Source organism: Tepidimonas aquatica (genome assembly GCF_007556585.1).
GTDB lineage: Bacteria > Pseudomonadota > Gammaproteobacteria > Burkholderiales > Burkholderiaceae_C > Tepidimonas > Tepidimonas aquatica.
In genome coordinates, this window is the sequence record NZ_VJNA01000001.1 from 142,900 (window position 1) to 168,200 (window position 25,301).

28 protein-coding genes are annotated in these 25,301 nt (G+C 69.7%); 18 read left to right on the forward strand and 10 right to left on the reverse strand.

What is annotated here, in order from left to right; genetic code table 11:
* Positions 1-13: 13 nt before the first annotated feature.
* On the reverse strand, positions 14-790 hold the full coding sequence (locus tag Taqua_RS00675) for an SAM-dependent methyltransferase (protein WP_144324129.1): 777 nt from the start codon (positions 788-790) through the stop codon (positions 14-16).
* A complete protein-coding gene (locus Taqua_RS00680; protein ID WP_144324130.1) occupies positions 787-1,389 on the reverse strand; it encodes a Maf family nucleotide pyrophosphatase in 603 nt (200 codons plus the stop codon). Before Taqua_RS00680 ends, Taqua_RS00675 begins: the two co-directional genes overlap by 4 nt.
* Positions 1,390-1,423: 34 nt before the next feature.
* Here Taqua_RS00680 and Taqua_RS00685 point away from each other — a divergent pair, with 34 nt between their 5' ends.
* The 6 genes from Taqua_RS00685 to Taqua_RS00710 all read left to right on the forward strand — a co-directional run bounded on the left by Taqua_RS00685 (position 1,424) and on the right by Taqua_RS00710 (position 7,630).
* Entirely contained in the window at positions 1,424-1,846 is a 423-nt protein-coding gene (locus tag Taqua_RS00685; RefSeq protein WP_144324131.1) for a Rieske (2Fe-2S) protein, read from the forward strand.
* On the forward strand, positions 1,843-2,853 hold the full coding sequence (locus Taqua_RS00690) for a S49 family peptidase (RefSeq protein ID WP_144324132.1): 1,011 nt from the start codon (positions 1,843-1,845) through the stop codon (positions 2,851-2,853). The genes Taqua_RS00685 and Taqua_RS00690 overlap by 4 nt, the downstream gene beginning before the upstream one ends.
* Positions 2,844-4,094, forward strand: a complete 1,251-nt coding sequence (locus Taqua_RS00695; protein WP_246094557.1) for an FAD-dependent monooxygenase — start codon at positions 2,844-2,846, stop codon at positions 4,092-4,094. The genes Taqua_RS00690 and Taqua_RS00695 overlap by 10 nt, the downstream gene beginning before the upstream one ends.
* A 2-nt stretch (positions 4,095-4,096) precedes the next feature.
* Positions 4,097-5,098, forward strand: a complete 1,002-nt coding sequence (locus Taqua_RS00700) for a Bug family tripartite tricarboxylate transporter substrate binding protein (protein WP_144324133.1) — start codon at positions 4,097-4,099, stop codon at positions 5,096-5,098.
* Between the two features lie 91 nt (positions 5,099-5,189).
* Entirely contained in the window at positions 5,190-6,719 is a 1,530-nt protein-coding gene (locus Taqua_RS00705) for a thymidine phosphorylase family protein (RefSeq protein WP_246094563.1), read from the forward strand.
* Positions 6,720-6,721: 2 nt separating this feature from the next.
* Positions 6,722-7,630 (forward strand): ribose-phosphate diphosphokinase, encoded by a 909-nt coding sequence (locus Taqua_RS00710; RefSeq protein WP_144324135.1) that lies wholly within the window; start codon positions 6,722-6,724, stop codon positions 7,628-7,630.
* 17 nt (positions 7,631-7,647) lie between these two features.
* On the opposite strand, the gene Taqua_RS00715 is transcribed toward Taqua_RS00710, so the two are convergent.
* Entirely contained in the window at positions 7,648-9,135 is a 1,488-nt protein-coding gene (locus Taqua_RS00715) for a potassium/proton antiporter (protein WP_144324136.1), read from the reverse strand.
* A gap of 29 nt (positions 9,136-9,164) precedes the next feature.
* Between Taqua_RS00715 and msrA the strand changes: the two genes are divergently transcribed.
* A complete protein-coding gene (msrA, locus tag Taqua_RS00720; protein ID WP_144324137.1) occupies positions 9,165-9,710 on the forward strand; it encodes a peptide-methionine (S)-S-oxide reductase MsrA in 546 nt (181 codons plus the stop codon).
* Positions 9,711-9,782: 72 nt separating this feature from the next.
* Entirely contained in the window at positions 9,783-10,745 is a 963-nt protein-coding gene (locus tag Taqua_RS00725) for an AEC family transporter (RefSeq protein WP_144324138.1), read from the forward strand.
* 54 nt (positions 10,746-10,799) lie between these two features.
* On the opposite strand, the gene Taqua_RS00730 is transcribed toward Taqua_RS00725, so the two are convergent.
* Both Taqua_RS00730 and Taqua_RS00735 read right to left on the reverse strand, forming a co-directional pair.
* On the reverse strand, positions 10,800-11,258 hold the full coding sequence (locus tag Taqua_RS00730; protein ID WP_144324139.1) for a hypothetical protein: 459 nt from the start codon (positions 11,256-11,258) through the stop codon (positions 10,800-10,802).
* Between the two features lie 5 nt (positions 11,259-11,263).
* A complete protein-coding gene (locus tag Taqua_RS00735) occupies positions 11,264-11,824 on the reverse strand; it encodes a GNAT family N-acetyltransferase (RefSeq protein WP_144324140.1) in 561 nt (186 codons plus the stop codon).
* A 108-nt stretch (positions 11,825-11,932) separates the two neighbouring features.
* On the opposite strand from Taqua_RS00735, the gene rpsP reads away from it, so the two are divergent.
* The 4 genes from rpsP (at position 11,933) to rplS (ending at position 14,147) form a co-directional block, all read left to right on the forward strand.
* Positions 11,933-12,208 (forward strand): 30S ribosomal protein S16, encoded by a 276-nt coding sequence (rpsP, locus tag Taqua_RS00740; RefSeq protein WP_132962892.1) that lies wholly within the window; start codon positions 11,933-11,935, stop codon positions 12,206-12,208.
* A 16-nt stretch (positions 12,209-12,224) separates the two neighbouring features.
* Complete coding sequence (gene rimM / locus Taqua_RS00745; RefSeq protein WP_144324141.1) at positions 12,225-12,815, forward strand: ribosome maturation factor RimM; 591 nt, start codon at positions 12,225-12,227, stop codon at positions 12,813-12,815.
* A 39-nt stretch (positions 12,816-12,854) separates the two neighbouring features.
* The gene (trmD, locus tag Taqua_RS00750; protein ID WP_144324142.1) at positions 12,855-13,658 is read left to right on the forward strand and encodes a tRNA (guanosine(37)-N1)-methyltransferase TrmD; all 804 of its coding nucleotides are present in this window, start codon (positions 12,855-12,857) and stop codon (positions 13,656-13,658) included.
* Positions 13,659-13,790: 132 nt separating this feature from the next.
* On the forward strand, positions 13,791-14,147 hold the full coding sequence (rplS, locus tag Taqua_RS00755) for a 50S ribosomal protein L19 (RefSeq protein ID WP_144324143.1): 357 nt from the start codon (positions 13,791-13,793) through the stop codon (positions 14,145-14,147).
* Between the two features lie 153 nt (positions 14,148-14,300).
* On the opposite strand, the gene Taqua_RS00760 is transcribed toward rplS, so the two are convergent.
* On the reverse strand, positions 14,301-15,653 hold the full coding sequence (locus tag Taqua_RS00760; RefSeq protein WP_246094564.1) for an EAL domain-containing protein: 1,353 nt from the start codon (positions 15,651-15,653) through the stop codon (positions 14,301-14,303).
* 156 nt (positions 15,654-15,809) lie between these two features.
* On the opposite strand from Taqua_RS00760, the gene Taqua_RS00765 reads away from it, so the two are divergent.
* Entirely contained in the window at positions 15,810-17,156 is a 1,347-nt protein-coding gene (locus Taqua_RS00765) for a DUF3422 family protein (RefSeq protein ID WP_144324145.1), read from the forward strand.
* Between the two features lie 61 nt (positions 17,157-17,217).
* Here Taqua_RS00765 and Taqua_RS00770 read toward each other — a convergent pair whose 3' ends face one another.
* The 4 genes from Taqua_RS00770 to ftsY all read right to left on the reverse strand — a co-directional run bounded on the left by Taqua_RS00770 (position 17,218) and on the right by ftsY (position 20,943).
* Complete coding sequence (locus Taqua_RS00770; RefSeq protein ID WP_246094559.1) at positions 17,218-17,838, reverse strand: c-type cytochrome; 621 nt, start codon at positions 17,836-17,838, stop codon at positions 17,218-17,220.
* Between the two features lie 141 nt (positions 17,839-17,979).
* Positions 17,980-19,263, reverse strand: a complete 1,284-nt coding sequence (locus Taqua_RS00775) for an NAD(P)/FAD-dependent oxidoreductase (protein WP_144324160.1) — start codon at positions 19,261-19,263, stop codon at positions 17,980-17,982.
* Positions 19,264-19,282: 19 nt separating this feature from the next.
* Positions 19,283-19,582, reverse strand: a complete 300-nt coding sequence (locus tag Taqua_RS00780) for a c-type cytochrome (protein ID WP_144324146.1) — start codon at positions 19,580-19,582, stop codon at positions 19,283-19,285.
* Positions 19,583-19,782: 200 nt separating this feature from the next.
* Entirely contained in the window at positions 19,783-20,943 is a 1,161-nt protein-coding gene (gene ftsY / locus Taqua_RS00785) for a signal recognition particle-docking protein FtsY (RefSeq protein ID WP_144324147.1), read from the reverse strand.
* Between the two features lie 31 nt (positions 20,944-20,974).
* On the opposite strand from ftsY, the gene Taqua_RS00790 reads away from it, so the two are divergent.
* Genes Taqua_RS00790 through Taqua_RS00810 form a run of 5 tightly spaced genes read left to right on the forward strand, consistent with a single transcriptional unit; the run spans position 20,975 to position 25,141 of the window.
* Entirely contained in the window at positions 20,975-22,411 is a 1,437-nt protein-coding gene (locus Taqua_RS00790) for a M16 family metallopeptidase (RefSeq protein WP_144324148.1), read from the forward strand.
* Entirely contained in the window at positions 22,408-23,760 is a 1,353-nt protein-coding gene (locus Taqua_RS00795) for a M16 family metallopeptidase (RefSeq protein WP_144324149.1), read from the forward strand. Before Taqua_RS00790 ends, Taqua_RS00795 begins: the two co-directional genes overlap by 4 nt.
* Positions 23,757-24,368: a 16S rRNA (guanine(966)-N(2))-methyltransferase RsmD gene (gene rsmD, locus Taqua_RS00800; RefSeq protein ID WP_246094560.1), complete on the forward strand. Its 612-nt coding sequence runs from the start codon at positions 23,757-23,759 to the stop codon at positions 24,366-24,368. The genes Taqua_RS00795 and rsmD overlap by 4 nt, the downstream gene beginning before the upstream one ends.
* The gene (gene coaD, locus Taqua_RS00805; protein WP_144324151.1) at positions 24,365-24,868 is read left to right on the forward strand and encodes a pantetheine-phosphate adenylyltransferase; all 504 of its coding nucleotides are present in this window, start codon (positions 24,365-24,367) and stop codon (positions 24,866-24,868) included. Before rsmD ends, coaD begins: the two co-directional genes overlap by 4 nt.
* Positions 24,869-24,892: 24 nt before the next feature.
* A complete protein-coding gene (locus Taqua_RS00810) occupies positions 24,893-25,141 on the forward strand; it encodes a YfhL family 4Fe-4S dicluster ferredoxin (RefSeq protein ID WP_144324152.1) in 249 nt (82 codons plus the stop codon).
* Positions 25,142-25,301: the final 160 nt, after the last annotated feature.

Below are 25,301 nucleotides of genomic sequence, written 5' to 3' on the forward strand. Positions count from 1 at the left end.
GCTGGCCGCTGCCTCACGCCCCCAGCACAAACACCGCCGGCTGCTGCAGCGGCAGGGTCGGGGGATGGCGGCGCCACTGGGCCACGGTGGCGGCGTGCACGGTCTGCTGCGGCAGGCCCAGCGCGCAGGCCACCGCCAGCCGGGTGTCCGGGCGCAACGTCTGCAGCGCCACCTGCAGCAGCGCCGCGTTGCGGTAGGGGGTTTCGATGAAGATTTGCGTCTGGCGCTGCCGCGCCGCCGTGGCCTCCAGCGCGCGCAGCGCCTGCACACGCTGCGCCGCGTCGATCGGCAGGTAGCCGACGAACGCGAAGTGCTGACCCGGGCAGCCGCTGGCGGCCAGCGCCAGCATCAGCGACACCGGGCCGACGAGCGGCTCCACCCGCAGCCCCAGTCGATGCGCGGCACGTACCACCGCGCTGCCCGGGTCGGCGATGGCGGGCATGCCCGCCTCGCTCAGCAGCCCCACGTCGTGGCCTTGCAGGGCCGGCGCCAGCAGCGCCTCGGCGGCGGTGTCGGCGCTGCGGTCGGCGTCGCCGTGCTTGTGCCAGGCGCGCGGCAGCTCGGTGATGCATTGCTGCTGCAACGGGGCGGCCAGCGGCACCACGGCGTTGACCCGCTTCAGAAACGCGCGGGCGCTGCGCGCATTTTCCGCCAGCCAGTGCGTCAGCCCCGCGGCGCACTGCAACGTGGCGATGGGCAGCGCGGCTCGGATGTCCGGCGGCGGCGCGCAGCCCAAGTCCAGCGGCGTGGGCACCAGCACCAAGGCGCCGGGCGTGCGCGGTGCACTCATGGCAGCACCACCCCGGCTCCACGCAGCAGCCGCGCGGTGCGGATCAGCGGCAGCCCCACCAGCGCCGTCGGGTCGTCGCTGACGATGGCGTCCAGCAGCGCGATGCCCAGTCCCTCGCTCTTGGCACTGCCCGCGCAGTCGTAAGGCCGCTCGGCGAGCAGGTAGCGCTCGATGGTGGCATCGTCCAGGGTACGAAACTGCACCTGCACCACCGCCACATCGTCGGCGGCGTAGCCGCTGTCCAGGCAGCGCACGGCCAGCGCCGTGTGGAACCGCACCGTGCGACCACTCATCGCACGCAGCTGCGCCACCGCCCGCGCGTGGTGGCCCGGTTTGCCCAACGCCACCCCGTCCAGGTCGGCCACCTGGTCGCTGCCGATGACAATGGCGTGGGGGCGCTGGCGGGCCACCGCCTCGGCCTTGGCGGCGGCCAGGCGGCGTGCCAGCGCGGCCGGGGGCTCACCGGCGTGCGGGGTCTCATCCACCTGCGGGGCGACGGTGTCGAACGGCAGCCGCAGCCGGGCCAGCAGCTCGCGGCGGTAGGGCGAGGTGGAGGCCAGCACCAGCGGCCGTGGTAACGGGTTGAAGCTTGCTTGCATGCAGGTATTGTCGCTGCACGCTATGCTTGCCGGCATGGTCGCGCGTCCGCTTCCTCCAGCGTCCGATCCCACCGATCCTGGCAGCGCCTGGCACCCGCTGTGCGCCAGCGACGCGCTGCGCGATGGCGGCGACGCGGTGCCGTTCGATGTGCGCTGGCGTGGTCAGACCTGCCGTGCGTTTGCCGTGCGCTACCGGGGGCAGGTGTACGCCTACCTCAACCGCTGCAGCCACGTCGGGCTGGAGCTGGACTGGTTGCCCAACCGGGTGTTCGACGCCACCGCCACGCTGCTGGTCTGCGCGGCGCACGGTGCGTTGTTCGATCCGGCCAGTGGTCGCTGCGTCGGCGGCCCCGGCCGCGGGCCACTGCTGTCGGTGGCCGTGCGCGAAGAAGGGGGCGTGGTCTTTTGGCGGTCACAATACGACCTGCAACCGGTGAATTGGGATACCCCCGCATGACGTCCTCCGACCCAACGAACACCACGCCCCCACACGAAGGCGCAGCCGCCACCGTGCCGCGGTCGTCCCAACCAGCCCCAGGTTGGGAGCGTGCGCTGCTGGAAAAAGTCCTGCTGGCCCAACTGGCCGAGCAACGCGCCGCACGCCGCTGGCGCAACCTCTGGCGCAGCGTGTGGCTGGCGTTGGTGCTGCTGGCGGGCTGGCTGGCGTACAGCGACACCGTGCTGCCCACCAAACCCAAAAGCACGCCGCACACGGCGCTGGTGGAAATCCGTGGCCCCATCGGGCCCGAGGATGAGGCCAACGCTTCGGCCCTGGTTGGCGCGCTGCGCGCGGCGTTCGAAGACCCCGGCGCGCAGGCCGTGGTGTTGCTGATCGATTCACCGGGTGGCAGCCCGGTGCAGGCCGGCAGCGTCAACGATGAAATCTGGCGCCTCAAGAACAAACACGACAAGCCCGTGTACGCCGTGGTGGAAGAGACCTGCGCCTCGGCGGCGTACTACATCGCCGCGGCGGCCGACCGCATTTACGTGGACAAGGCCAGCCTGGTGGGCAGCATCGGGGTGTTGATGGACGGCTTTGGCTTTACCGGGTTGATGGACAAGCTCGGCGTCGAGCGTCGCTTGCTGACGGCGGGCGAGAACAAGGGCTTTCTCGACCCCTTCAGCCCGCAGACCCCGGCGCACCGGGCCCACGCGCAGCGCATGCTGGACGACATCCACCGTCAATTCATCGTGGTGGTGCGTAAAGGGCGTGGCGATCGCCTCAAGGAAACGCCAGAGACCTTCAGTGGCCTGGTGTGGACGGGCGAGCGCGCCGTCGAGCTCGGGTTGGCGGACGACTTTGGCAACGTGGACTACGTGGCGCGCGAGGTGGTGCAGGCCGAAGACATCATCGACTACACCCAGCGCGAGAGCGTGGCGGAGCGGCTGGCGCGGCGGTTTGGCGCCGGCGCCGCCGAGAGCCTGTTGCACCTGGCGCGTGGCGCCTGGCCGGCATGGCGATGACCGCCGGGAGGTCCGCCCAGGAGCGGCTGTTGATCGTGGGCGGCGGCATGGCCGGTCTGGGCGCGGCGCTGGCGTGTGCGCAGGCGCGGCCCGATGTGCCGATCACCCTGCTGGAGCAAGCGCCGGAGTTTTCCGAGGTGGGGGCGGGCATCCAGCTCGGCCCCAACGCCGTGCGCGTGCTGCGCGATTGGGGGCTGGAGCCCGCGCTGGCCGCGGTGGCGGCGTTTCCCGCCACGCTGCAGGTGCGCCGCGCCGCCGACGGTGCCGGGCTGGCGACCCTGCCGTTGGGCGAGCAGGCCCGCCGGGCCTACGGGGCGCCTTACGTCACCATCCACCGCGCTGATTTGCACACCCTGCTGCTGCAGGCCTTGCGGCCGCACGGGCAGGTCGCGCTGTACACGGGGCAGCGCGTGCAGACCTTGCACAGCGATGCCCACGGCGTGCTGGCCACCGGCAGCGACGAACAAACCTGGTCGGCCCAAGCTGCGCTGCTGGCCGACGGCGTCTGGAGCGTGTTGCGCCAGCAGGTCGTGGGCGACGGCCCTCCGCGCTTCAGCGGACATTTGGCCTACCGTGGGCTGCTGCCCATGGACGAGGCGCCGCCCAGCGTGGCGCGCGACGCCGTGGTGGCCTGGCTGGGCCCGCGGCTGCATGGGGTGCACTACCCCGTGCGCGCGGGACGCTGGCTCAACGTCGTCCTTGTGGTCGAAGGCCCGCTGCCCGACGGCGACGTGACCGGCTGGGACCACGCCGCGCAGCGCCACGCGCTGCAGCAGGCGCTGGGGCCGGTGCACCCGGCGTTGGCCGCGCTGGTCGAGGCCGTGCCGCATTGGCGTCTGTGGCCGCTGTTTGGCCGCGCGCCCATGCGCAGCGCGCACGAGCACGCCCAAGGTCGGGTTGGGTTGCTGGGCGACGCCGCGCACCCCATGCGCCCGTACCTGGCCCAAGGTGCGGCGATGGCGCTGGAGGACGCTTGGACGCTGGCGCAGCTGTTGCCCCCAGCCCGGCAGCCGATCGATTGGCCGGCCGTGCTGGCCGCATGGGCGCGTGTGCGCTGGCCGCGCAACGCGCGCGTGCAGGCCCGCTCACGCGCCAACGGGGTGATTTTCCATGCTACGGGGGCGCTGCGGTTGGGGCGCGACGCGGCGCTGGCGCTGCTTGGGCCACGGCTGCTGGATCAGCCGTGGCTGTACAGTGGCCCGCCTCGGCCGACGGCGTGGCCCTGCCAGGAGGGGCGCTGACCATGGGTGGCCAATGTCGCGCAGGTTTGACCCGCCGGCACAGCTTGCGCCTGGGGGTGGGGCTGGCGGCCGCGATCGCCGCACCGGCCTGGGCCGGCGCGCGCGCGTCCGCTTGGCCGCAGCGGCCCTTGCGGCTGGTGGTGGGGTTCCCGGGCGGGTCGTCGGCCGACGAAATTGCGCGCACGCTGGCCGAGCCCTTGAGCGTGGTACTTGGGCAGCCGGTGCTGGTGGACAACCGCCAAGGCCACAGCGGTCTGCTCGCGGCCCAGCTGGTGGCGCACAGCGACGACGACCACACGCTGGGCTTGCTGCTCAACCTGCACCTGACGGTGGCGCCGTGGTTGCATGCCAACGCCGGCTACGACCCCGCGCGTGACGTCCAGCCGGTGGCGCTGGCGGCCAGCACCCCGTTGTTGTTGTGCCTCAACCCCGACCTGCATGTGCGCGGGGCACCGGCGTTGCAGGCGGTGCGCCAGGCTGGGACGGCGTGGTGCTACGGCAGCCCTGGCGTGGGCTCGCCGTTTCACCTGGCCATGGAGCTGCTCAAGGCGAGCGCCGGCTGGCAGACCGAGGGGGTGACCTACCCCGGCAACGCCCAGGTGGTCAACGCGCTGCTGGCGAGCGAGGTGCACCTGGCCATGCTGCCGCCGGCGCTGGTGCGGCCGCTGTGGCGCCTGGGCAAACTGCCGGTGCTAGGCGGCACCGGCCCCGGTGTGGCGGCGTTGCTGCCCGGCGTGCCGGTGTTGGCGTCCCTGGGCGTGCGTGGTTTCCAGTACGATCACTGGTACGCTCTCGCGGCGCCGCGGGGGTGGCCGACGGCCCATGTCGAGCGCGTGGGGCGCGCGGTGCGGCTGGCGCTGCGCGCGCCGGCGGTGCAAGCGGCGCTGCAGCGCCAGGGCTGGCTGCCGGGCAGCGGGGACACGGCGGCGCTGCTGCGCCGCATCGACCTGTTCACCCAGCGTCTGCGTCCCTTGCTGGAAACCGCTTCCTGGAGAGGGTCCTGACATGAACCCCAGCACCCCGCCCGCCGACGATCCGGGCCTCAAACTTTCACCTTGCCCGCCGGTCGAGCACGCCAACGATGGCCGGGTGCCGCTGAAGCTGCGCCGCGTCGCCATCGACACCTACCGTGAAAACGTTGCCTACCTGCACCGCGACTGCGACGTCTACCGCGCCGAGGGTTTCCAGGCGCTGTCCAAGGTGGAGGTGCGCGCCAACGGGCGGCGCGTGCTGGCCACGCTCAACGTCACGCTCGACCCGCGCATCGTCAAGTGCGACGAAATCGGGCTGTCGATGGACGCGTTTGCCCAGCTCGGCGTCGAGCCGGGCCACCCGGCCACCATCGAGCAGGCTGAACCGCCGGCCTCGATCGCCGCGCTGCACCGCAAGATCAACGGCGAGCGGCTCGGGCGCGAGGACTTCCGCGCCATCGCGCGCGACATCGCCGAGCACCGCTACTCCAAGGTGGAGCTGGCCGCGTTCGTCATCGCCACCCACGCCAGCGAGCTCGACCGCGAGGAGGTCTACTTCCTCACCGAGGGCATGATCGAAGCCGGCCAGCGCCTCGACTGGCGCGAGCGCTTGGTGGTGGACAAGCACTGCATCGGTGGCATCCCCGGCAACCGCACCTCGATGCTGGTGGTACCGATCGTGGCCGCGCATGGGCTGGTGTGTCCCAAGACGTCGTCGCGCGCCATCACCTCGCCGGCCGGGACCGCCGACACGATGGAGGTGCTGGCCGAGGTGGAGCTGCCGATCGAGCGGCTGCAGGAGATCGTGCGCGCGCACCGGGGCTGTCTGGCGTGGGGCGGCACCGCCCACCTGTCGCCCGCGGACGATGTGTTGATCGCCGTCGAGCGGCCGCTGTCGCTGGACTCGCCGGCGCAGATGGTGGCCTCGATCCTGAGCAAAAAAGTGGCCGCAGGCTCCAACCACCTGGTGCTGGACATTCCGGTGGGGCCCACCGCCAAGGTGCGCTCGATGCCTGATGCGCAACGCCTGCGGCGGCTCTTTGAGTACGTGGCGCGGCGCCTGGGCCTGTCGATCGACGTCGTCATCACCGACGGACGCCAGCCGATCGGCCAAGGCATCGGCCCCGTGCTGGAAGCGCGCGACGTCATGCGCGTGCTGCAAAACCACCCGCTGGCCCCGATCGACCTGCGCCAAAAGGCGCTGCGCCTGGCCGGGCGCCTGCTGGAGTGCGTCCCCGACGTCCGTGGCGGTGACGGCTACGGCATCGCGCGCGACATCCTCGACTCCGGCCGCGCGCTGGAGAAGATGATGGCGCTGATCGAGGCGCAGGGCGCGCGTCCCTTTGATCCGGAGCACCCACCGCTGGCGCGTCACACGTTCGGCGTGCACGCGCCAGCCGATGGTGTGGTCACGGGCATCGACAACGTGCAAATCGCCCGCATCGCCCGCCTGGCCGGTGCGCCCAAGGTGGCTGGCGCCGGCGTGGACCTGATGCGCAAGCTGGGCGATGCGGTGCGCGCCGGGGACGTGCTGTACCGCGTCTACGCCGAGTACCCGGCCGACGTGGCATTTGCCCGCGCCGCCACCGAGCGCGCCAGCGGCTACACCATCGGCGCGCCGCACCAGGTGCCGCAGGTTTTTGTGGAGTTTTGACGATGCCGATGCTGCTGTGCATGGACGACGAGCAGCCTGCCGCGCAGCGTTTGCTGGCGGCCCTGCAGGCACGGAACCCCGCGGCGGGCGAGCCATGGCGGCTGGGCGTGATCGAGCGCCACCGCTTTCCCGACGGCGAGCTGCGCGTGCGCCTGCCGCCCGCGCTGCCGCCCGCGGTGGCGGTGTACCGCAGCCTGCACCAACCGAACGAAAAACTTGTCGAACTGCTGCTGCTGGCTCCGGCGGCGCGCGAGCTGGGCGCGCAGCGCCTGTGGCTGGTGGCGCCGTACCTGGCGTACATGCGGCAGGACATGGCGTTCAGCCCGGGCGAGGTGGTCAGCCAGCGGCAGGTCGGGCGCTGGCTGGCCAGCGTGTTCGACGGCCTGATCACGGTGGATCCGCACCTGCACCGCGTGGCGACCTTGGTCGAAGCGGTACCACTGGCCCAGGCGCAGGTGCTCAGCGCCGCGCCGTTGTTGGCCCAAACCGTCGCGGCACGGCGCCCGGGTGCGCTGCTGCTGGGACCCGACGAGGAATCCGAACAGTGGGTGCGCCAAGCCGCCGCGGCGGCGGGACTGCAGGCGGCCGTGTGTCGCAAAGTGCGCCACGGTGACCGTGACGTGCAAGTGCAGCTGCCCCCGCTGGATATGCGTGGCCGCGCCGTCGTTATCGTCGATGACATGGCCAGCACCGGCCGCACGGTGGCGCAGGCTGCCGCGGCGCTGCGCGCCGCCGGGGCCGCCTCGGTGGACGTGGCGGTGACGCACGCGCTGTTCGTGGGTGACGCGCTGGCCGCGCTGCGCGCCGCCGGCGTTGGCGAGGTCTGGAGCACCGACAGCGTGCCCCACGCCAGCAACGCCGTGTTTCTGGCACCGCTGCTGGCCCGGGCGCTGGCCGGTTTGGAGGCTTAAGCGCCCGCCCCGTGGCGTCACCCGAGCGCGTCGTCGTCGATGCGGATGCCCACACGCTCGATGCGGCCTTGGCGCACCTGCCGCACACTCAGCACAGCTGGGCCCCACACGACCTGGTCGCCCTCGGTCGGGGCCGTGCCGAGGCGCTGCGCGACCCAATCCGCCACGTGTTGCTGCTCGTCGTCCACCGCCGGCCAGCCGTAAAACGCGCACAGCGCCGCCATGGGCGTCTCCCCATGCACCTCGAAGTCGCCAAACACCCGCCGCGCGCGGCGGGTGTCCTCGCGCTCCGGCAGTGTCACGCCGGCGCGACGGGCGGCCCACGGCAGCGTGGTGCCTTGCAGCAGCAACGACGTCAACACCACCACATAGGCGACGTTCAAAAACGTCTCGGCACCCTCGACACCGGCCATCATCGGAAACACCCCCAGCACGATGGGCACCGCGCCGCGCAGGCCAACCCATGCGATGAAGGCGTTTTCACGGGCGGGGAAGTGAAACGGCCGCAGGCACAGCCATACAGCCACGGGCCGCGCCACCACCATCAACACAGCGGCCACCCCGAGCGCCGGCAACCAAGTGCGCAGCAGTTCTGTGGGGGTCACCAGCAGCCCCAGCAACAGGAACATGCCGGCTTGGGCCATCCATGCATAACCGTCCATGGCCTGCAGGGAGGGACCGACCGAACCGCTGGCACGGTTGCCCACCACCAGCCCGAACAAATAGACCGCAAGAAAGCCCGAGCCGCCTATCCAGTTGGTCAAAGCGAACACCGCCAAACCCGCCGACAGCAGCAACAGCGCCCGCACCCCGCCCGTCGGGCGGGTGAACCGCGCGAGCTGGCGTAACCCATCGGCGAGCAAGGCGCCCAAGCCAACACCCAACACCAAGCCCCAGCCGAACTGCCGCACCAGGGCCAGCAACGGCTCGAACCACCCCTGCGTCGACGATGAAGGGCTTGCCGTGGCCAGGCCGATCAGCGTCAGCGTCATGAACACCGCCATGGGGTCGTTCATTCCGGATTCGAGCTCCAGCGTCGAGGCGACCCGACCATTGAGCCGCACCCCCGATGTTTGCAGCAGCGAAAAGACGGCCGCAGCGTCGGTGGAGCCGACGATGGCCCCCACCAGCAGCGCGCGTGTCCAGTCGAGGTCGAGCAGCCAGCGGGCGCCCACCGCCGTGATGGCGGCGCTGAGTACCACGCCGAGCGTGGCCAACAGCAGCGCGGGGCGCAGCCCCGTGCGAAACGTGGCGTAACGCGTGCGCAGCCCGCCATCGAGCAAAATCACCGCCAGCGCGACGTTGCCGACCCAAAACACCAGCCGGTAGTCCTCGAAGACCACGCCGCCCGGGCCATCCTCGCCCAGCAGCATACCGGCGAGCAAAAACACCAGCAAAAAGGAAAAGCCCAGCCGAACCGAGAACAGTCCGGCCACCAAGCTGAACAGCACCAGCCCTGACGCCACCAGCAGCGGCAGGGTCAATAGGTCGAAGGCTGTGGTCATATCGACCGAACATAACATAATATGGCCGCATGAAAAGGGAAACCCTGGCGCTGGCGGGCGGCTGTTTTTGGTGCACCGACGCGGTGTTTCGTCGTGTGCGCGGGGTGGTGGCGCTCGAATGTGGCTACAGCAACGGCCAAGCCACCCAACCCAGCTATGAAGAAGTCTGCACCGGGGCGACCGGCTGCGCCGAAGTCGTGCGCATCGAGCACGACCCGTCGCTGGTGGACACGCGCACGTTGCTGGAAATCTTCTTCGCCACCCACGACCCGACCACCCCCAACCGCCAGGGTGCCGACGTCGGCACGCAGTACCGCAGCGGCGTCTACTGGACCCTACCCGCGCAAGCCGAGGTTGCGCGTGCCTTGATCGCCGAGCTCGATGCCCAGGGGGTGTTCGGGGCGCCCATCGTCACCGAGGTCGAGCCGCTGCGGCACTACTGGCCGGCCGAGGCGTACCATCAGGACTATTTCGCCCACCATCCCTACCAAGGGTATTGCCAGGTTGTCATCGCGCCCAAGGTGGCCAAGCTGCGCCAGCGGTTTGCGCGCCTGCTGCAGCCCGAGGGCGCCTGACCCGCGGCTGCGCTGACCCGTGTTGTCGCCTGCGAACAGCCAGGCGGCGACAAGCCCTCTACACTGTGGGGCGTGAGCGTTGCCGACCATCCCGTGTTTCAGGCGCTGGTGCCTGTGTTTTTGTTGATCGCCGCTGGCGTGCTGGCAGGTCGCCGCGGCTGGGTCGGGCCCGGGGCCGTCAAGGAGCTGTCCAACCTGGTCTTTTTGCTGCTGATCCCGGCGCTGCTGTTTCGCACGATGAGCCAGGTGCGCTTGGAGACGCTGGACTGGCGGCCGATCGCGGCGTACTTCAGCGCCGTGCTGCCTTGGTTCGGGTTGCAGATCGCGTGGTGGGGCGTGCACCCGCGCGGCGTCGTGCTGGCGCTGGGCGGGACGTTTTCGAACCTGGTCATGATCGGCATTGCCCTGATCAGTCTGGCCTACGGGCAGGCGGGTGTGGTGACGCTGCTGACGCTGATCGCGGTGCACGCGCTGATCCTGCTGACCATCGCCTCGGTGGTGTTGGAGCTGGCGCAGGCGCGCGCCGACGGCCCCGGCGGGGCGATGAACCGTGGGCGCGTGCTGCGCGCCGCGTGGGTGGCGGTGCGCGGCTCGGTCATCCACCCGATTCCGTTGCCGATTGCCTGTGGGTTAGCCTGGGGGGCGCTGGGGTGGCACCTGCCGGCGGTGGTGGACCGGCCGCTGCAATTGCTGGGCCAGGCGTTTGGGCCGCTGTCGCTGGTGCTGGTGGGCATCAGCCTGGCGCACACCCAACTGGCGGGGCGCTGGGGTGCGGCGCTGAAGGTGGCGCTGGCCAAAAACCTGGCGCTGCCGGTGCTGGTGGCGGTGTCGGCGTGGTTGTGGGGGCTGCGCGGGCTGCCGTGGACGGTGCTGGTGGTGGCCGCCGGCGTGCCGGTGGGCGCCAACGTCTTTTTGTTCGCGCAGCGCTACCGCGTGGCGCAGGACGAGGTCACCGCCGCCACCGCGGTGTCCACCGCGCTGGCGGTGCTGACGCTGTCGGTGTGGATGCTGGTGACGGGCACCTTGGCCGCTTGAGGCCCGTGGGCGCGCACGCAGCGGCGGGCGCGGCAACCACCGCCCGCGCGCCGGTCACTGGCTCAGCAACCGGCCTTGCTCGACCTGGTATTCGAAGTAGCGCTGAAAGCTGAACGCCAGGCTGGCCATCAGCGCCGTGGCGCCCACCATCAGCGCCAGCACCATGGCCAGCACCGTCAGCCAGCCGGTGTGCCCCGCCGGGTGGTCTGGGGGCAGGGTAGGGTTGTGGCGCGCATTCCAGCGCTCGGCCGGCTGCAGCCCCATCACGATGGCGCTGAGCGCCGCCACCACCAGCGCCAGCCCCAGCAGCGGCAGCAGCACCCACGACAGCTTGTCGTCCTGCCCATAGTCCAGCACGCGCTGCACGCCCCATAGTCCCAGCGCGGTGGGGATTGCGTGCGCCCAGCCCAAGGCATCGGTCCAGCCGTGCAGGTACAGCCGGTGCCAGCCCAGCGGGCCGCCCAGCACGGCCAGCCACGCGGCCAGCGTTTTGTGGCGCGTTTGGGTGTTCATCGTCGTCATGTCAGGGTGTCCAGGGTGTGAGCCGGCTCGTCGGCGGGCGGGGTACGGTCGCCCCAGCCCAGGGCGCGCTCCATCAGCACGATATCGAGCCAACGGCCGAATTTCCAACCGCACGCCCGCACCACACCCACGCGCTCGAAGCCCAGCGCCGTGTGCAGCCCGATCGAGCCGGCGTTGGCCGAGTCGCCGATCACCGCCATCACCTTGCGAATACCGCGCTGTTCCAGCTGGGTCAACAGCTCGGCCAGCAGCGCGCGCCCAAGCCCCCGCCCGGCCATGTCGTGCGCCACGTAAATCGAATCCTCGACCGAGTAGCGGTACGCCGGTCGCGGCTTGAACCAGTTGCCGTACGCGAACCCCACGACGTGGCCGTCCCACTGCGCGACCAGCCACGGCAGGCCCTTGCCCAGCACGTCGGCGCGTCGTGCGGCCATCTCGGCCACGCTGGGGGGCTCGGTTTCAAACGTGCCGGTGCCGTTCAACACGTGGTGGCCGTACAGCGCCGCGATGGCCGGCACATCGTCGTCGCGGCTTGGACGGATCAGGGGGTGGTTCATGAGGGCTTGGCTATAATGGCGGGTTTGCAACGTTTCGCTGGCCGGGTGGCCAGTCGTCGTGTCTCAGGCGTTGCCTCAACCGTCATCGACAAGTTTCAAGGATAACCCATGGTCGTCATCCGACTCGCCCGTGGCGGCTCGAAGGCCCGCCCGTTCTACCACATCGTCGTCGCTGACAAGCGCTGCCGTCGTGATGGTCGCTTCATCGAGCGCATCGGCTTTTACAACCCGATTGCCCGCGGCCAGGACGTGCCGCTCAACATCGCGCAAGACCGCTTGGCGTACTGGCTCAGCGTCGGCGCGCAGCCTTCGGACACCGTGGCGCGCCTGATCAAGCAAGCGCCCAAGGTGGCCCCCGCGGCCGCCGAAACGGCCGCAGCCTGAACGCACCCCTGGTGCGATGCAGCCCGACACCGCGGTGCCTTGGCAGGCCTGCGCGCTACCGGCGGATGCGGTGGTGCTGGGGCACGTGCACGATGCTTGGGGTGTGCGTGGCTGGGTGCGGGTACGCGGTGTTGCGCAGGGCGGGGCGGTGTTGGCCAGCGCGCGTCGCTGGTACCTGACGCCGCCCACCGAGGGGCCCAACGCCGTGCGCTTCGATGCCTTTGCCGCGCCGGTGCAGGTGCGGGTGCGGCAGGTGCGCCGCCACGGTGACGCCTGGGTGGCCAGGATCGAAGGCGTCGATGACCGTAGCACCGCCGAGCGCCTGCGCGGTGCTGTGGTGCAGGTGGCGCGGGCCGATTTCCCGCCCACCGACGACCCGGACGAGTTTTACTGGGTTGATCTGATCGGCCTGGACGTCGTCAACCGTGAGGGCGTGCACCTGGGGGTGGTGCACGAGTTGCTCAGCACCGGCCCGCACGCCGTGCTGTGCCTGAGCGCCGACGAGGGTCGGGTGCAGCGCATGATCCCGTTTGTGTCCGCCTACGTGGACGCGGTCGATCTGGCGGCGCGCCGCATCACGGTGGACTGGCAGCCCGACTACGATTAAGCCCTGCCCAGGCCCCATGCGCTGCCAACGGCGTGCCCGATGCGCTTCGACGTCATCACCCTGTTTCCGGAGCTGATCGAGCCCTGGCTGGCCACGGGCGTGACGCGCCGCGCGTTCGCCAGTGGCGCGGTGCAGGTGCGCTTGTGGCCGCTGCGCGACTTTGCCGATGGGCCGTACCGGCGCGTCGATGACCGCCCCTTTGGCGGCGGCCCTGGTATGGTGATGCTGGCCGAGCCGCTGCGCCGCTGCTGGGAAGCCGTGCGACGCGACCGCGGCCTGCCCGCCGTGCGGCCCGCAGGCGCGCCGGTGGACGTGCCCACCGTGTTGTTTTCGCCGGCGGGGCGGGTGCTGGACCATGCGGTGGTGGCTGGCTACGCCGCGCCGCAAGGGGCTGGCGCGATTTTGGTCTGTGGCCGTTACGAAGGGGTCGACGAGCGCTTTGTGCAGGCGTGCGTGGACGTGGAATTGAGTCTGGGCGACTTCGTGCTGTCGGGCGGCGAACTGGCGGCGCTGGCGCTGCTGGACGCCGTGGCGCGGTTGCAGCCCGGCGTGTTGGGCGACGCGGCCAGCGCCGCGCAAGACAGCTTCCACCCCGGCGTGGACGGTTTGCTGGACTGCCCGCACTACACCCGCCCGGAGGTTTGGCAAGGCCCCCACGGCCCCCAAGCCGTGCCGGCGGTGTTGTTGAGCGGTCACCACGCCCACATCGAGGCCTGGCGGCGCCAGCAGCGCTTGCTGCGCACGGCGCGCGCGCGGCCCGATGTGCTGCAGCGCGCCCGCGCCCGTGGGGTGCTCAGCGCCCAGGACGTAGCGTGGTTGGCCGCGCAAGGCTATAATCTATAGTTTGATCCTCTGGCTGGCTTTGGGCGCAGGGCGTTCCAAGCGTGTGGGCTGGGCAGGCCGTCAACGGCGGCTTGGCCGCAAGTGGGCCCATGTGTGCACGGTGCGGCGCAGCCACGATCATGGTGAACCGTCATGAACCTGATCCAAATCCTCGAGCAGGAAGAAATCGCGCGCCTGAACAAGACCATTCCCGAGTTCAACCCGGGCGACACGGTGGTCGTCAACGTCTACGTGATCGAAGGTAACAAAAAGCGCATCCAGGCTTACGAAGGTGTCGTCATCGCCAAGCGCAACCGCGGCTTCAACAGCAGCTTCATCGTGCGCAAGCTCTCCAACGGTGAAGGCGTCGAGCGCACCTTCCCGCTGTACAGCCCGTTGATCGCCAGCATCGAAGTCAAGCGCCGCGGTGCCGTGCGCCGCGCCAAGCTGTACTACCTGCGTGGCCGCACCGGCAAGTCGGCCCGCATCAAAGAAAAACTGGGCGGCTGACGCTAACCGCACGTGCCTGCGTGCATTGGGCACGCCACCATCCACCGCTCGGGGTGCCTTGATGGCACCCCGTTGCGTTTGTCAGCCCGCCCACGATGTTTGACTCCAGATGCTGATCGGAGGACTTGGGGAGAGTGAGGCTTGGGTATCGGATCACTCCGACGCTGCAAGAGGTTGCGCCAGGCGCTCCTGCAGGGCTTCCAAGGCTGCAATCCAAGCGGCGTGCCCTTGTTGCAGGGCGTCGCGGGTCATCGTGTTCGACGGTTGACGCCGTTGCGCGGCGGCCTGGTTGGCGACTCGGTGAAACGCCTCGTGGGCCTGATGCAGGTTCACCACCTCAGGCCACGATTTCGCTCCTCGGGGCAGTATCGGGTCGAGCAGCTCGGTCACGGGGCAACGTTCATGCTGGGGCACGGGTTCGCCCATCAAGGCGCGCGCCATCACGATGCGGTGCTCGATTTCCACCTGCGCCAAGGCCCGTGACCAGGGTGAGCGGGCCAAGGGTGCCCAGTGCAGCCACTGCTGAGGCGCTTGCCAGTGGCGCACCCATGACGTCCAAGTGTCCACGGGCATGGCACGGGCGATACCCCAGCCTTGGGCCACGTCTACGCCCAGCCGCAGCAGCAAAGTGCCATGCTCCAAGGTCTCGACCCCCTCGCCAACCACCTGCAAGCTGAACGCGTGGCCCAACGCCACGATGCCTTCGATGATGCGCAGGTCGCTGGGATCGACAAAGACATCGCGCACAAACGATTGGTCGATTTTGACCACATTGGCGGGCAAGCGCTTCAGGTACAGCAGGCGACCCAGCCGATCATTCAGTGCGATGTGATCGCGTTGCAAATCCCACTGCGCAAGCCCCAAACGCGCACCCCGCAGCACATCCTGCAGTTGGGTGGCCAGCTCACGCTGGCGCTGGTTACCGAGGCGCAACTGCCGCAGCAACACGAGCAACACCAGGGTCGCCAAGGCAGACACGCCCAGCGCCATCATCAGCATCCGCGCCCGCTTGCGCTCGGCCGACAGCAGTTGGTCGGTACGTTGGGCCACAAGGTCTTCCAGCCGGGTCTGGTAGCGCTGCAACTCGCGCCCCAGCGTAACGCTGCGGCTCTCGGGCAGCAACAGCGAGAGCAACAGGATACGCCCCTGCGGGCCGGGGATGGGCGAGCTGTGCACTTCGACGGTGACGACCTCGCCGGAGGCCAGGCGGTGCGGGAATAGAAAGTAGCCGCGTTTTTCCTGATGGGCACGCGCCATTTCAGCCCGGATCTCAGCCTCGGACAGCTGGTTGATCTGCTGGATGTTGACATGCCCCAGTGCCATGTCGGGGTATCCGTACAGCTCGACCGCCGCCGCATTGGCGTCGAGGATGGTGCCGTCCGCCGGATCGATGACCCATGCAGGCACGCTGTGACGCATCAGCGCCTCGGGCAACCAGCGGGCGTGCGCCGGGCCGCACACCAGTGTGGCCAGTAGCGTCAACAGGACCCAGCGCCGGCCCAACACGACCAAGACTGCGGCCCAACGATGCATCGCCGACATCAGGTTTACGGGTTGCGTGTGTGGGGGGCGGCATGCTGCCACCCCTGGGTGGGTGATAGGGTCACATCGTAACCGCGCCGTCGTCCAACGAGCAACCTATTCATATGCTAATGTTCTTCTATGTCACACGACCGGCCAGCGCCCCCACTTTCAGTTTCGCCAGTGCTACCCGCTGACGATGAACGTCGCCGCGTGTTGCACGAGGAAATCCATGCCCGCCCGCCGGCGCGTATCCGGTTGCCCGCGCTGGTGGTGTATGTCGCGGTGCTCAACGACGGCGTCAGTCGCGCCGACGAGCTGGCGCACCTGCGCTGCCTGCCGGGGCAGCAGGGGTTGGGGCCTGACGACCTTGAGCGCAACTTTTTGCGCCTGCGCTTCGGTGGCAGCTACACGCTCAAGTGGGAGCGCCACACCGAGTTCACGCGCTATTCGTTGGTGCAGCCGCTGCCCGAGGGGGCGGGCCTGGGGGCGTGCGAGCCGGTGCTGCAGCTCCATCCGTTGTTGCCGCCGGGGTGGCTGGCAACGATTCCCGGGCGTACCCTGTGCGCGGTGGAGTTGGCCATCGACCCACAGCCGCTGGACGATCCCGTGGCGCTGTTGGAGCGTGCGCGCCTGTGGTTCGACGACCGCTCGGTGGTGGCGTCGCTGCTGGGGCAGCCGCCGCACTCGATGGTGGTGACGGACTTTCACCTGCGGCCCGACGGTTTCGAGCGCATGCTGGTGCTGGCGCCGCCGACGACGAGCGAGACCCGCGCCGGCCGCATCACGGCGCGGTTGCTGGAGCTGGAAACGTACCGCATGATGGCGTTGCTGGGGCTGCCGGTGGCCAAGACCCTGGCCGGGCCATTGGCCGAGGGCGAGGCGGAGCTGGCGCGCCTGACTGCCGAGATGCAGGCCAAGGCCGCCTCCGACCAGGTGCTGTTGGATGCGCTGGTGGCGCTGGCGGCACGCATCGAGCACCACATGGCTGGCCATGGGTACCGCTTTTCGGCCACGCGGGCCTACGAGCGCATCGTGCAACAGCGCGCGGCCGAGCTGCGCCAGCAACCCATCCCCGGCACGCAAACGATCAGCGAATTTATGCAACGGCGTTTCGCGCCGGCCATGGCGACGGTGGCGTCGGTGGAGCAACGCCTGTCGGCGCTGTCGGAGCGCATTGCGCGCGCCAGCGCGCTGCTGCGCACACGCGTCGACATCGCGCGCGAGGAACAAAACCGCCAGCTGCTCGAAAAACTCACCCGCGGGCAGGCGTTGCAGCTACGCCTGCAAACCACCGTCGAAGGGTTGTCGATCGCCGCGATTTCGTACTACGTGATCAGCTTGGTGCTGTACGGCGCCAAGGCACTGAAGTCGGCCGGTGTGCCGCTGCATCCTGAGCTGACCGCCGGTGCGCTGATGCCGTTGGTGTTGTGGGCGGTGTGGCGCACCACCCGGCGCATCCACGCCAAGTTGCACGACGCGCCCTGAGCAACGGGTCGGCTGCCCCTGCCTGCCCAGCCGGGTGTCAACCCGGGCCGTGGGCGCCTGGTTATTTGGAGCCGAGGTACTCGGCCACCGCCGCCATTTCGAGCTCGGTCATCTTCTCGGCCACGGTGTGCATGACGACGTTGTCGTTGGTGCGCTGGCGTTTGTTGAATTGCTTGAGCTGGGTGAACAAGTAGCCCGGCAGTTGGCCGGCCAGCCGTGGCAGGTTGGCCGCACCGTAGCCGTCAGCGCCGTGACACGACGCACACGCCGGCACGCCGCTGAACTTGTTGCCGTTGTGGTACAGGTATTTGCCCACCAGCGCCAATTGCGGGTCTTTGGCTTCCTCGCGCACGGTCGGCATCTTTTCATAGTAGCGTCCCAGCGCCACCATCTCGTCGTCGGTCAACTTGGCCACCATTTCGGTCATCGCGGTGCTTTTGCGCTCGCCGCTTTTGAACGCGCGCAACTGCTTGGCGATGTACTCGGCATGCTGACCGGCCAGGCGCGGAAAGAGTTCGCTGGTCGATTCGCCGTTTTCGCCGTGGCACATGAAGCACACACCGTTGGCGATCTTGCGTGCGCGGGCTTCGTCGGCTTGGGCACAGGCCATGTGCGCCGCCGTCAACGCCACCGCGGCCACGGCCCACCGCCGCAGGCCGCCAAAAGAAGGGGATCGAACCATGGCGGTCATGTCAAAGATCCGGCGATTTATTCAGTCAATAATCATGTAGCAATGTATACCGGGATCAAAAGCCCCGCGCACCGTCGGGTGGGTGGCCAGCGGCTCACCCGCCCCGGGCGGCGCCGGGGCTGCCCAGGGACGTCACGCCAGCATGTCCGCCCAGATGTTGCGCGCCCAGGCGAGCGCGTAGCGGCCTTCCAGCTCGCTGGCGCGCGCCGACAGACCACCGGAGCCGGGCACCGGCAGCATGGTCTTCTTCTCGGGGTCGTAGCGGTGCACGCTGGCGACGTGCACCACGTCCTCGTCGGTGACGAAGCTGTAGCAGGTGTTGGCGTACAGCGGCGTGGCCGGCGGCTCCTTGCCCATCAGCAGGTTGACGATGGCCGCCGCACAGGTCTTGCCATGCTGGTTGGCCATGTGGCCGGACTTGGGCATGGCCGGCGCGATCTGGATCGCGTCACCCAACACGTGCACATTCTTGACGGCCTTGGACTCGAAGGTCAGGAAGTCCACGTCGCACCAGCGCTTGTTGGCGGTGGCCAAGCCGGCTTGCACCGCGATGTCGCCCGCGCGCATGGTGGGCAGGACGTTGGCCACGGCCGCCGTGAAATCTTCGTTGAACTCGAACTTGAGGGTGTTGGTGGCCGCATCGACGTCCACGACGCGGTGCTTCGGGCGGTACTCGATGATGCCTTTGTAGTGCTCGTCCCAGGCTTTGAGGAACAATGCCTTCTTGGACTGAATGTCGTCGTTGGCGTCGAAAATGATGACCTTGCTCTTCGGCTTGGCCTTCTTGAAGTAGTGCGCCACCATGCAGGCGCGCTCGTAAGGCCCCGGTGGGCAGCGGAACGGCACCTGCGGAATCGACAGCGCGTACACGCCGCCGTCGGGCATGGCTTCGAGCTGCTTGCGCAGCGCCACCGTTTGCGGGCCGGCTTCCCAGGCGTGCAGCACCTTGTCCTGCGCGCCGGGCTTGCCCATGCCGGGCAGGGTCTCCCACATGAAACCGATCCCCGGCGACACGATCAGGCGGTCGTACTTGAGCTCGCCGCCGCTGGCCAGCTTGACCACGCGCTTGTCGGGGTCGATGGCGGTGGCGCGGTCACGCACGATCTTGACGCCGTGGCGCTTTTCCAGGTTGTCGTATGGGATCGTGATGTCTTCGATTGTTTTGATGCCGCCGATGACCAGGTTGGAAATCGGGCATGAGATGAAATTGGCGTTGGGCTCGATCAGCGTGACCTGCACCTTGCCTTCGGAGAACAGGCGCGTGTATTTGGCCGCGGTGGCGCCGGCGTAGCCGCCGCCGATGACGACGACGTGCGGGCCACTGGCCGACCCGGTGGTGGCGCAACCCGAAAGCAGTCCCAGCGAACCCAAGGCCGAACCGGCGGCGACGGTGGTGACGAATTGGCGACGTTGCATCATGGCGTGGACTCCCGGGTTACTTTTTCTGGGCGGCGAAGTACGCGGCGATGGCGCGCAGCTCGTCGTCGCTGTAGCCTTTGGTCAGCTGGTGCATGATGGTGGCGGGTTTGCGACCGGCCTTGAAGTCCAGCAGCTTTTGCGTCAAGTCATCTTTGTCCTTGCCTGCCAGGGCTTCCATGCCCGGCTGCGCGTGGCCATTGGTGCCGTGGCAGTTGGCACAGGCCGCGGCCCAGACCTTGACCTGGTCGACCGCGTGGGCCGACACGGCAGCAGCGCTCAGCAGCGTGGCGGTGAGTGCATAGCGTATGGTTTTCATGCGTGTGACGCTCCTCGCTGGGGTTGGGGGTGGGGCTCTGGATGGGGGCGCATCGAGCTAACTGTTTTTATCACGATGTGCTGATATTTGGAATCAGGGTTTTGCGGGGGCAGCACCCCTTGGCCACACGGGGGATGATAGTGTGCCCCGTACCGGGGCGCGATCGGGATAAACCCCGAGCGGCGGTGGCGGGGCGCATCTTACGCCAGCAACGCCTGAGCGAACTCGCGCGCATCAAACGGTTGCAGGTCTTCCAGTCGCTCACCCACGCCGATAAAGTACACGGGCAGGGTGCGCCGCTGCTCGCGCGCCCACTGCGCGATCGCGCACAGCACGCCGCCCTTGGCGGTGCCATCCAACTTGGTGACGATCAGGCCGGTGAGCTGCAGCGCGGCGTCGAACGCCTTGACCTGCGCCAGCGCGTTTTGGCCGGTGTTGCCGTCAATGACCAGCAGCACCTCGTGCGGCGCGCCGGTCTGCGCCTTGGCCACGACCCGCTTGACCTTGCGCAGCTCCTCCATCAGGTGCAGTTGCGTGGGCAGGCGCCCGGCGGTGTCGACGATGACGACGTCTTTACCGCGCGCGCGCCCGGCGCTGACGGCGTCGAACGCCACCGCCGCCGGGTCACCGCCCTCCTGCGCCACGATGTCCACCCCGTTGCGCTCGGCCCAGGTGCCCAGTTGCTCGCGCGCGGCGGCGCGGAAGGTGTCGGCGGCGGCCAGCAGCACCGTGGCGCCGTGCTGCGCCAAATGCCAGGTCAGCTTGCCGATGGTGGTGGTCTTGCCTGCACCGTTGACGCCGGCCACCATCCACACCGTGGGGCCGTCGACCTGGGCGCCGACCTCCAGCGGCTTTTGCAGCGGCGCCAGCCACTCGGTCAGCGCGTCCGCCAGCAGCGTGCGAACCTGCGCGGCGTCGGTGGCACCGGCCGCCTTGACTCGGTGCTTGAGATCTTGCAGCAAGTGCTGCGTGGCCTGCGTGCCGGCGTCGGCCAGCAGCAGCGCGGTCTCCAGCTCCTCGTACAGCGCGTCGTCGATGCGCGCGCCGACGAACACCGCCGTCAGCGCCGAGCCGGTTTTGCGCAGCCCGTCGCGCAAGCGTGTCAACCAACCTTGGCGCGTGGCGGTGCTGGCGTTGGGGGCTGCGGCCGGTGCGGCATCACCCGCCGGCGCCGCTACAGGTGCGGCGTCGCCCACCGGCACCGCCACCGGCGCCGCCGTCGCGGCCGGTGGGGTGGGCGACGGGGCCGGGGCCGCGGCGGGTTCAGGCACCGTGGTGGCGGGCGCGTCGCTCGCTGCTGGCGCGGCGGGGGCCGGGGGCTTGTCGCCACCGAAGAACTTTTCTTTCAAAAATCGAAACATAAGTGGCACTGCCTACAATGACCACCATTCTATGAAAGAGTCGAACCCGATACGACCACACCGGCGCATTGGCATCTGCATCCGGTTAGGGGCCGCCGCACTGGCCACGGCGGTCATCGGTTGCCTGCCCCCCGCGTGGGCGGCCGGCGCCGCGCCGACGGCTCCCACCGTCCAGCCGACCCGCCTGCATACCGCCACCCTGTCCAATGGCCTGACCGTCATCGTGCAGCCTGACCGGCGCGCCCCCACCGCGGTGATGATGCTGTGGCTGCGCGTGGGCGCAATGGACGAAAGCGACCGCGAAGCGGGCGTGGCGCATGTGCTGGAGCACATGATGTTCAAAGGCACCCCGCGGCTGGCCGAAGGGGAATATTCGCGCCGCGTGGCGGCGATGGGAGGGCGCGACAACGCCTTCACCAGCCGCGACGTCACCGTCTACCACGTGCAGGTGCCGGCCGACGCCCTGCGCGAGGCCATGGCGTTGGAGGCCGAGCGTTTTGCCCACAACGCCTGGACTGCCGAGACGCTGCAGCGCGAGCTGGCCGTCATCCGCGAGGAGCGGCGCCAGCGCATCGAAGACGAGCCTCAGGCGCGTTTTTACGAGCAATTCATGGCCACCGCGCTGCTGGCGCACCCGTACCGGCGCCCGGTGATCGGCTGGATGGCCAACCTGGAGGCGCTGAACGCGGCCACCGTGCGCGGGTTCTACCAACGCTGGTACGCGCCCAACAACGCCGCGTTGGTGGTGGTGGGCGATGTGCAGCCGCAGCAGGTGGTGGCGTGGGCCCAACAAACCTTTGGTGCGCTGCCGGTGCGCGTGCTGCCGGCGCGCGTGCCTGAGGCCGAGCCGCCGCAACGCGGCCTGCGCCGGCTGCAATGGCACGACCGCGTGCGCCACGCCAGCGTGCTGCTGGGCTGGCGCGTGCCGCGGCTGCGGCATACCGACGATGCCAGCCCCGAGGCGCACGATGCCCTGGCGCTGGCGCTGCTGGCCGGGGTGCTGGATGGGCACAGCGCGGCACGGCTGGAGCGCACCCTGGTGCGCACGGCCGACCCCTCGGCGCGCCTGGCCGATGCCGTCAGCGCCGGCTACGACCTGGCGGCGCGTGGCCCGACGCTGTTTATGGTGTCGGCCACCGTGCGTCCCGGGGTGGCGCCGCAGCAGGTCGAGCAGGCGCTGCGAGCCGAAATCGAGCGTATCGCGCGCGAGGGCGTCAGCCCCGCCGAACTGGACCGCGTGCGCAACCAATGGGCGGCGCAGCAGGTGTTTGCGCTCGATTCGCCGTTTGCCCAAGCGCGCGAGCTGGGTGAGCACTGGTCGCTGCAGTGGCCACTGGACGCTTCGGCGCGGCTGCTGCAGCGTATGCAAACCATCACCCCCGACGACGTGCAACGGGTGGCGCAGCGCTACTTTGGCGACGCCACGCTGACCGCCGGTTGGCTGCTGCCGCAGGAGGAGCCGCGATGAGCGCCCGGCAACGTGGATGGCGGGCCGCCTGCTTTGCCTGGCTGGGCGCGTGGCTGGCGGCGCTGGTCGGCGTGGCGCAGGCTGCGCCGGCCATCGAGCATTGGACGCGGCCCGACGGTGCGCGCGTGTACCTGGTGCACACCGATGCGGTGCCGATGCTGGACGTGCGACTGGAGTTCGACGGTGGTAGCCGCCGCGACCCTGCTGCGCAGGCGGGGCTGGCCGCCGCGACGGCGCTGATGCTGGGCAAAGGCACGCTGCCGTGGGGTCAGGCCCCGGCACGCGACGAGGAAGCGCTGGCCGACGCCTGGGCCGACCTCGGCGCCCAGTGGTCGGCCACCGCGACGCTGGACCGCTTCAGCATCGCGCTGCGCACGTTGACGCGCCCGGACGTGCTGCAGCCGGCGGTGGCGCTGCTGGCGCAGCAGTTGGCGGCACCGGCGTTTGACGACGCCATCTGGCAGCGCGAGCGCCAGCGCCTGGTGGCCGCCTGGCAGCAGGCCCAGACCCAGCCGGACACGCGCGCGCAGCGCCTGTACGCCGACGCCGTTTACCGTGGACACCCGTACGGGCGCGAGGCCACGCCGCAGACCTGGGCGGCTATCGACGGCGCGGCCATGCGGGCGTTTTGGCAGCGGCACGCGCGGGCCTGCGACGCGCGCTTGACGCTGGTGGGCGCGCTGCCGCGGCCGCAGGCCGACGCCCTGGCCGACACGCTGCTGGCGGGCCTGACCGCGCACGGCTGCGCGCCGCTGCCGCCGGTGCCGGAGGTGGAGCCGCTGGCGCAAGCCACCCAAGTGCGCGAACCGTTTGCGGGTGCGGCCCAGGCGCAGATCCTGATCGGCCAGCCCGGCGTGGCGCGGCGCGACCCGGACCATCTGGCGCTGCAGGTCGCCAACCACGTGGTGGGCGGTGGCGGGTTTACCTCGCGCCTGATGCGGGAGCTGCGCGAGCGCCGTGGCCTGACCTACGGTGTGTACAGCTACCTGCTGGCCGGGCGCCATGCCGGTGCGTGGACCGTTGGCATGCAAACCAAGCCCGAGCAGGCCGACCAAGCCGTGGCGCTGATCCACGACGTGCTGCAGCGCTATACCCGTGAAGGCCCCACCGAGCAAGAGCTTGCCGAGGCCAAGCGCAGCCTGGTGCTGGGCCACGCGCTCAAGCTCGACACCAACCGCAAGATTGCCGACCAGGTGGCCGCGCTGGCGTGGAACGACCTGCCGCTGGATGAGCTCAGCACATGGCCGGCGCGTGTGCAGGCGCTGACGCGCGAGCAGGTGATGCAGGCGTGGCGGCGCGTGATCGACCCGCAGCGCCTGGTGACGGTGGTGGTGGGGGCGGCGCCGTGACGGCGCCCAACCCGGCCCGCCGCAGCGGCCCGCCGGGCGAGGTGCGCATCATTGGCGGGCGCTGGCGCCGCAGCCGCTTGCCGGTGCTGGCGTTGCCGGGCTTGCGCCCCACACCCGACCGCGTGCGCGAGACGCTGTTCAACTGGCTGGGGCAGGATTTGCACGGCTGGCGCTGCGTCGATGCCTTTGCTGGCAGCGGCGCGTTGGGTCTGGAGGCGGCTTCACGTGGCGCGGCGCCGGTGGTGCTGATCGAGCGCGACGCGGCGCTGCTGCGCACGTTGCGGCAGCACGTGCAGCGCCTGCAGGGCGCGGCCGACGTGGTGCAGTTGCGCGCCGGTGATGCTCTGGCGCAGATGGCGGCGCTGCCCGCCGCGGTGTGGGACTTGGTGATGCTGGACCCACCGTTCGACGGCGGCGCGGCGCTGTTCGAAGCGGCGCTGGCCCAGGCGCGGCGGCTGGTGCGGCCGCGTGGCTGGACCTACTTGGAAGCGCCCCAGCCCTGGGACGACGTGGCGCTGGCCGCGCTCGGCTGGCAGGCGCACCGCCGGCTCCAAGCCGGCCAGGTGCACGCCCATCTGCTGCGCGCGGCGGATAATGCGGCCCCATGAACGCTGCAACGCCCAACCCCCGTGTGGCCGTCACCAGCGGCACGTTCGACCCCATCACGCTCGGGCACGAGGACGTGATCCGGCGCGCGGCCGAGCGCTTCGAGCGCCTGATCGTGGCGGTGGCCATTGCCCACCACAAAAAGACACTGCTGAGTCTGGACGAGCGCCTGAGCCTGGCGCGCGAGGTGCTGCGCGACTGCCCCAACGTGCAGGTGCTGCCGGTCGACGGGCTGATCATGGACTTTTGCCGCCAGCAGGGGGCGGCCACCGTCGTGCGCGGCATCCGCAACGTCACCGACTTCGACTACGAAGCGCAGATGGCGGCGATGAACGCCAAGCTTGCCCCTGAGGTGCACACGGTCTTCCTGCTGCCGCAGCCGGCGTTGCAGTGCATTTCGGGCACATTGGTGCGTGAAATCGCGCGGCTGGGCGGCGACGTCAGCCAAATGGTCAGCCCAGTGGTGGCTGAGCGCCTGCGCCAGGCCTGCGCGCGTACCTGAGCCCCGAGGCGACGGGAGAACCCTATGGCCCTGATGATCACCGACGAGTGCATCAATTGCGACGTCTGCGAACCCGAGTGCCCCAACCAGGCCATTTCGATGGGGGAGGATCACTACGTCATCGACCCGCAGCGCTGCACCGAGTGCGTCGGGCACTTCGACGAGCCGCAGTGCGTGCAGGTGTGCCCCGTCAGCTGCATTCCGGTCAACCCGGCGCACGTCGAGAGCCGCGAGACTCTGTGGCAAAAATACCGCCGGCTGCGGGCCGCCTAAGCGCCCGCCGCAGGGGGGGGACGCTGTTCACCCTAGGGCCTGTTAACACTACGTGCTAACATACTGCGCATGGAACTTACGCCTGCGCAATTCGCGCGTATCGAGGATTGCCTGCCGCGGCAGCGGGGCAATGTGTCGCTGGACAACCTTCAAGTGCTCA

Bases quoted from the DNA above. Each gene is read 5' to 3' on its own strand.
- ftsY (WP_144324147.1), bottom strand. From the start codon at position 20,943: ATGTTTCGATTTTTGAAAGAAAAGTTCTTCGGTGGCGACAAGCCCCCG.
- Taqua_RS00765 (WP_144324145.1), top strand. From the start codon at position 15,810: ATGTCACACGACCGGCCAGCGCCCCCACTTTCAGTTTCGCCAGTGCTA.
- rpsP (WP_132962892.1), top strand. From the start codon at position 11,933: ATGGTCGTCATCCGACTCGCCCGTGGCGGCTCGAAGGCCCGCCCGTTC.
- Taqua_RS00770 (WP_246094559.1), bottom strand. From the start codon at position 17,838: ATGGTTCGATCCCCTTCTTTTGGCGGCCTGCGGCGGTGGGCCGTGGCC.
- Taqua_RS00680 (WP_144324130.1), bottom strand. From the start codon at position 1,389: ATGCAAGCAAGCTTCAACCCGTTACCACGGCCGCTGGTGCTGGCCTCC.
- Taqua_RS00735 (WP_144324140.1), bottom strand. From the start codon at position 11,824: ATGAACCACCCCCTGATCCGTCCAAGCCGCGACGACGATGTGCCGGCC.
- Taqua_RS00790 (WP_144324148.1), top strand. From the start codon at position 20,975: ATGAAAGAGTCGAACCCGATACGACCACACCGGCGCATTGGCATCTGC.
- trmD (WP_144324142.1), top strand. From the start codon at position 12,855: ATGCGCTTCGACGTCATCACCCTGTTTCCGGAGCTGATCGAGCCCTGG.
- Taqua_RS00715 (WP_144324136.1), bottom strand. From the start codon at position 9,135: ATGACCACAGCCTTCGACCTATTGACCCTGCCGCTGCTGGTGGCGTCA.
- rplS (WP_144324143.1), top strand. From the start codon at position 13,791: ATGAACCTGATCCAAATCCTCGAGCAGGAAGAAATCGCGCGCCTGAAC.
- Taqua_RS00775 (WP_144324160.1), bottom strand. From the start codon at position 19,263: ATGCAACGTCGCCAATTCGTCACCACCGTCGCCGCCGGTTCGGCCTTG.
- Taqua_RS00780 (WP_144324146.1), bottom strand. From the start codon at position 19,582: ATGAAAACCATACGCTATGCACTCACCGCCACGCTGCTGAGCGCTGCT.
- coaD (WP_144324151.1), top strand. From the start codon at position 24,365: ATGAACGCTGCAACGCCCAACCCCCGTGTGGCCGTCACCAGCGGCACG.
- Taqua_RS00810 (WP_144324152.1), top strand. From the start codon at position 24,893: ATGGCCCTGATGATCACCGACGAGTGCATCAATTGCGACGTCTGCGAA.
- Taqua_RS00675 (WP_144324129.1), bottom strand. From the start codon at position 790: ATGAGTGCACCGCGCACGCCCGGCGCCTTGGTGCTGGTGCCCACGCCG.
- Taqua_RS00710 (WP_144324135.1), top strand. From the start codon at position 6,722: ATGCCGATGCTGCTGTGCATGGACGACGAGCAGCCTGCCGCGCAGCGT.
- rimM (WP_144324141.1), top strand. From the start codon at position 12,225: ATGCAGCCCGACACCGCGGTGCCTTGGCAGGCCTGCGCGCTACCGGCG.
- Taqua_RS00730 (WP_144324139.1), bottom strand. From the start codon at position 11,258: ATGAACACCCAAACGCGCCACAAAACGCTGGCCGCGTGGCTGGCCGTG.
- Taqua_RS00795 (WP_144324149.1), top strand. From the start codon at position 22,408: ATGAGCGCCCGGCAACGTGGATGGCGGGCCGCCTGCTTTGCCTGGCTG.
- Taqua_RS00685 (WP_144324131.1), top strand. From the start codon at position 1,424: ATGGTCGCGCGTCCGCTTCCTCCAGCGTCCGATCCCACCGATCCTGGC.
- Taqua_RS00700 (WP_144324133.1), top strand. From the start codon at position 4,097: ATGGGTGGCCAATGTCGCGCAGGTTTGACCCGCCGGCACAGCTTGCGC.
- msrA (WP_144324137.1), top strand. From the start codon at position 9,165: ATGAAAAGGGAAACCCTGGCGCTGGCGGGCGGCTGTTTTTGGTGCACC.
- Taqua_RS00690 (WP_144324132.1), top strand. From the start codon at position 1,843: ATGACGTCCTCCGACCCAACGAACACCACGCCCCCACACGAAGGCGCA.
- Taqua_RS00695 (WP_246094557.1), top strand. From the start codon at position 2,844: ATGGCGATGACCGCCGGGAGGTCCGCCCAGGAGCGGCTGTTGATCGTG.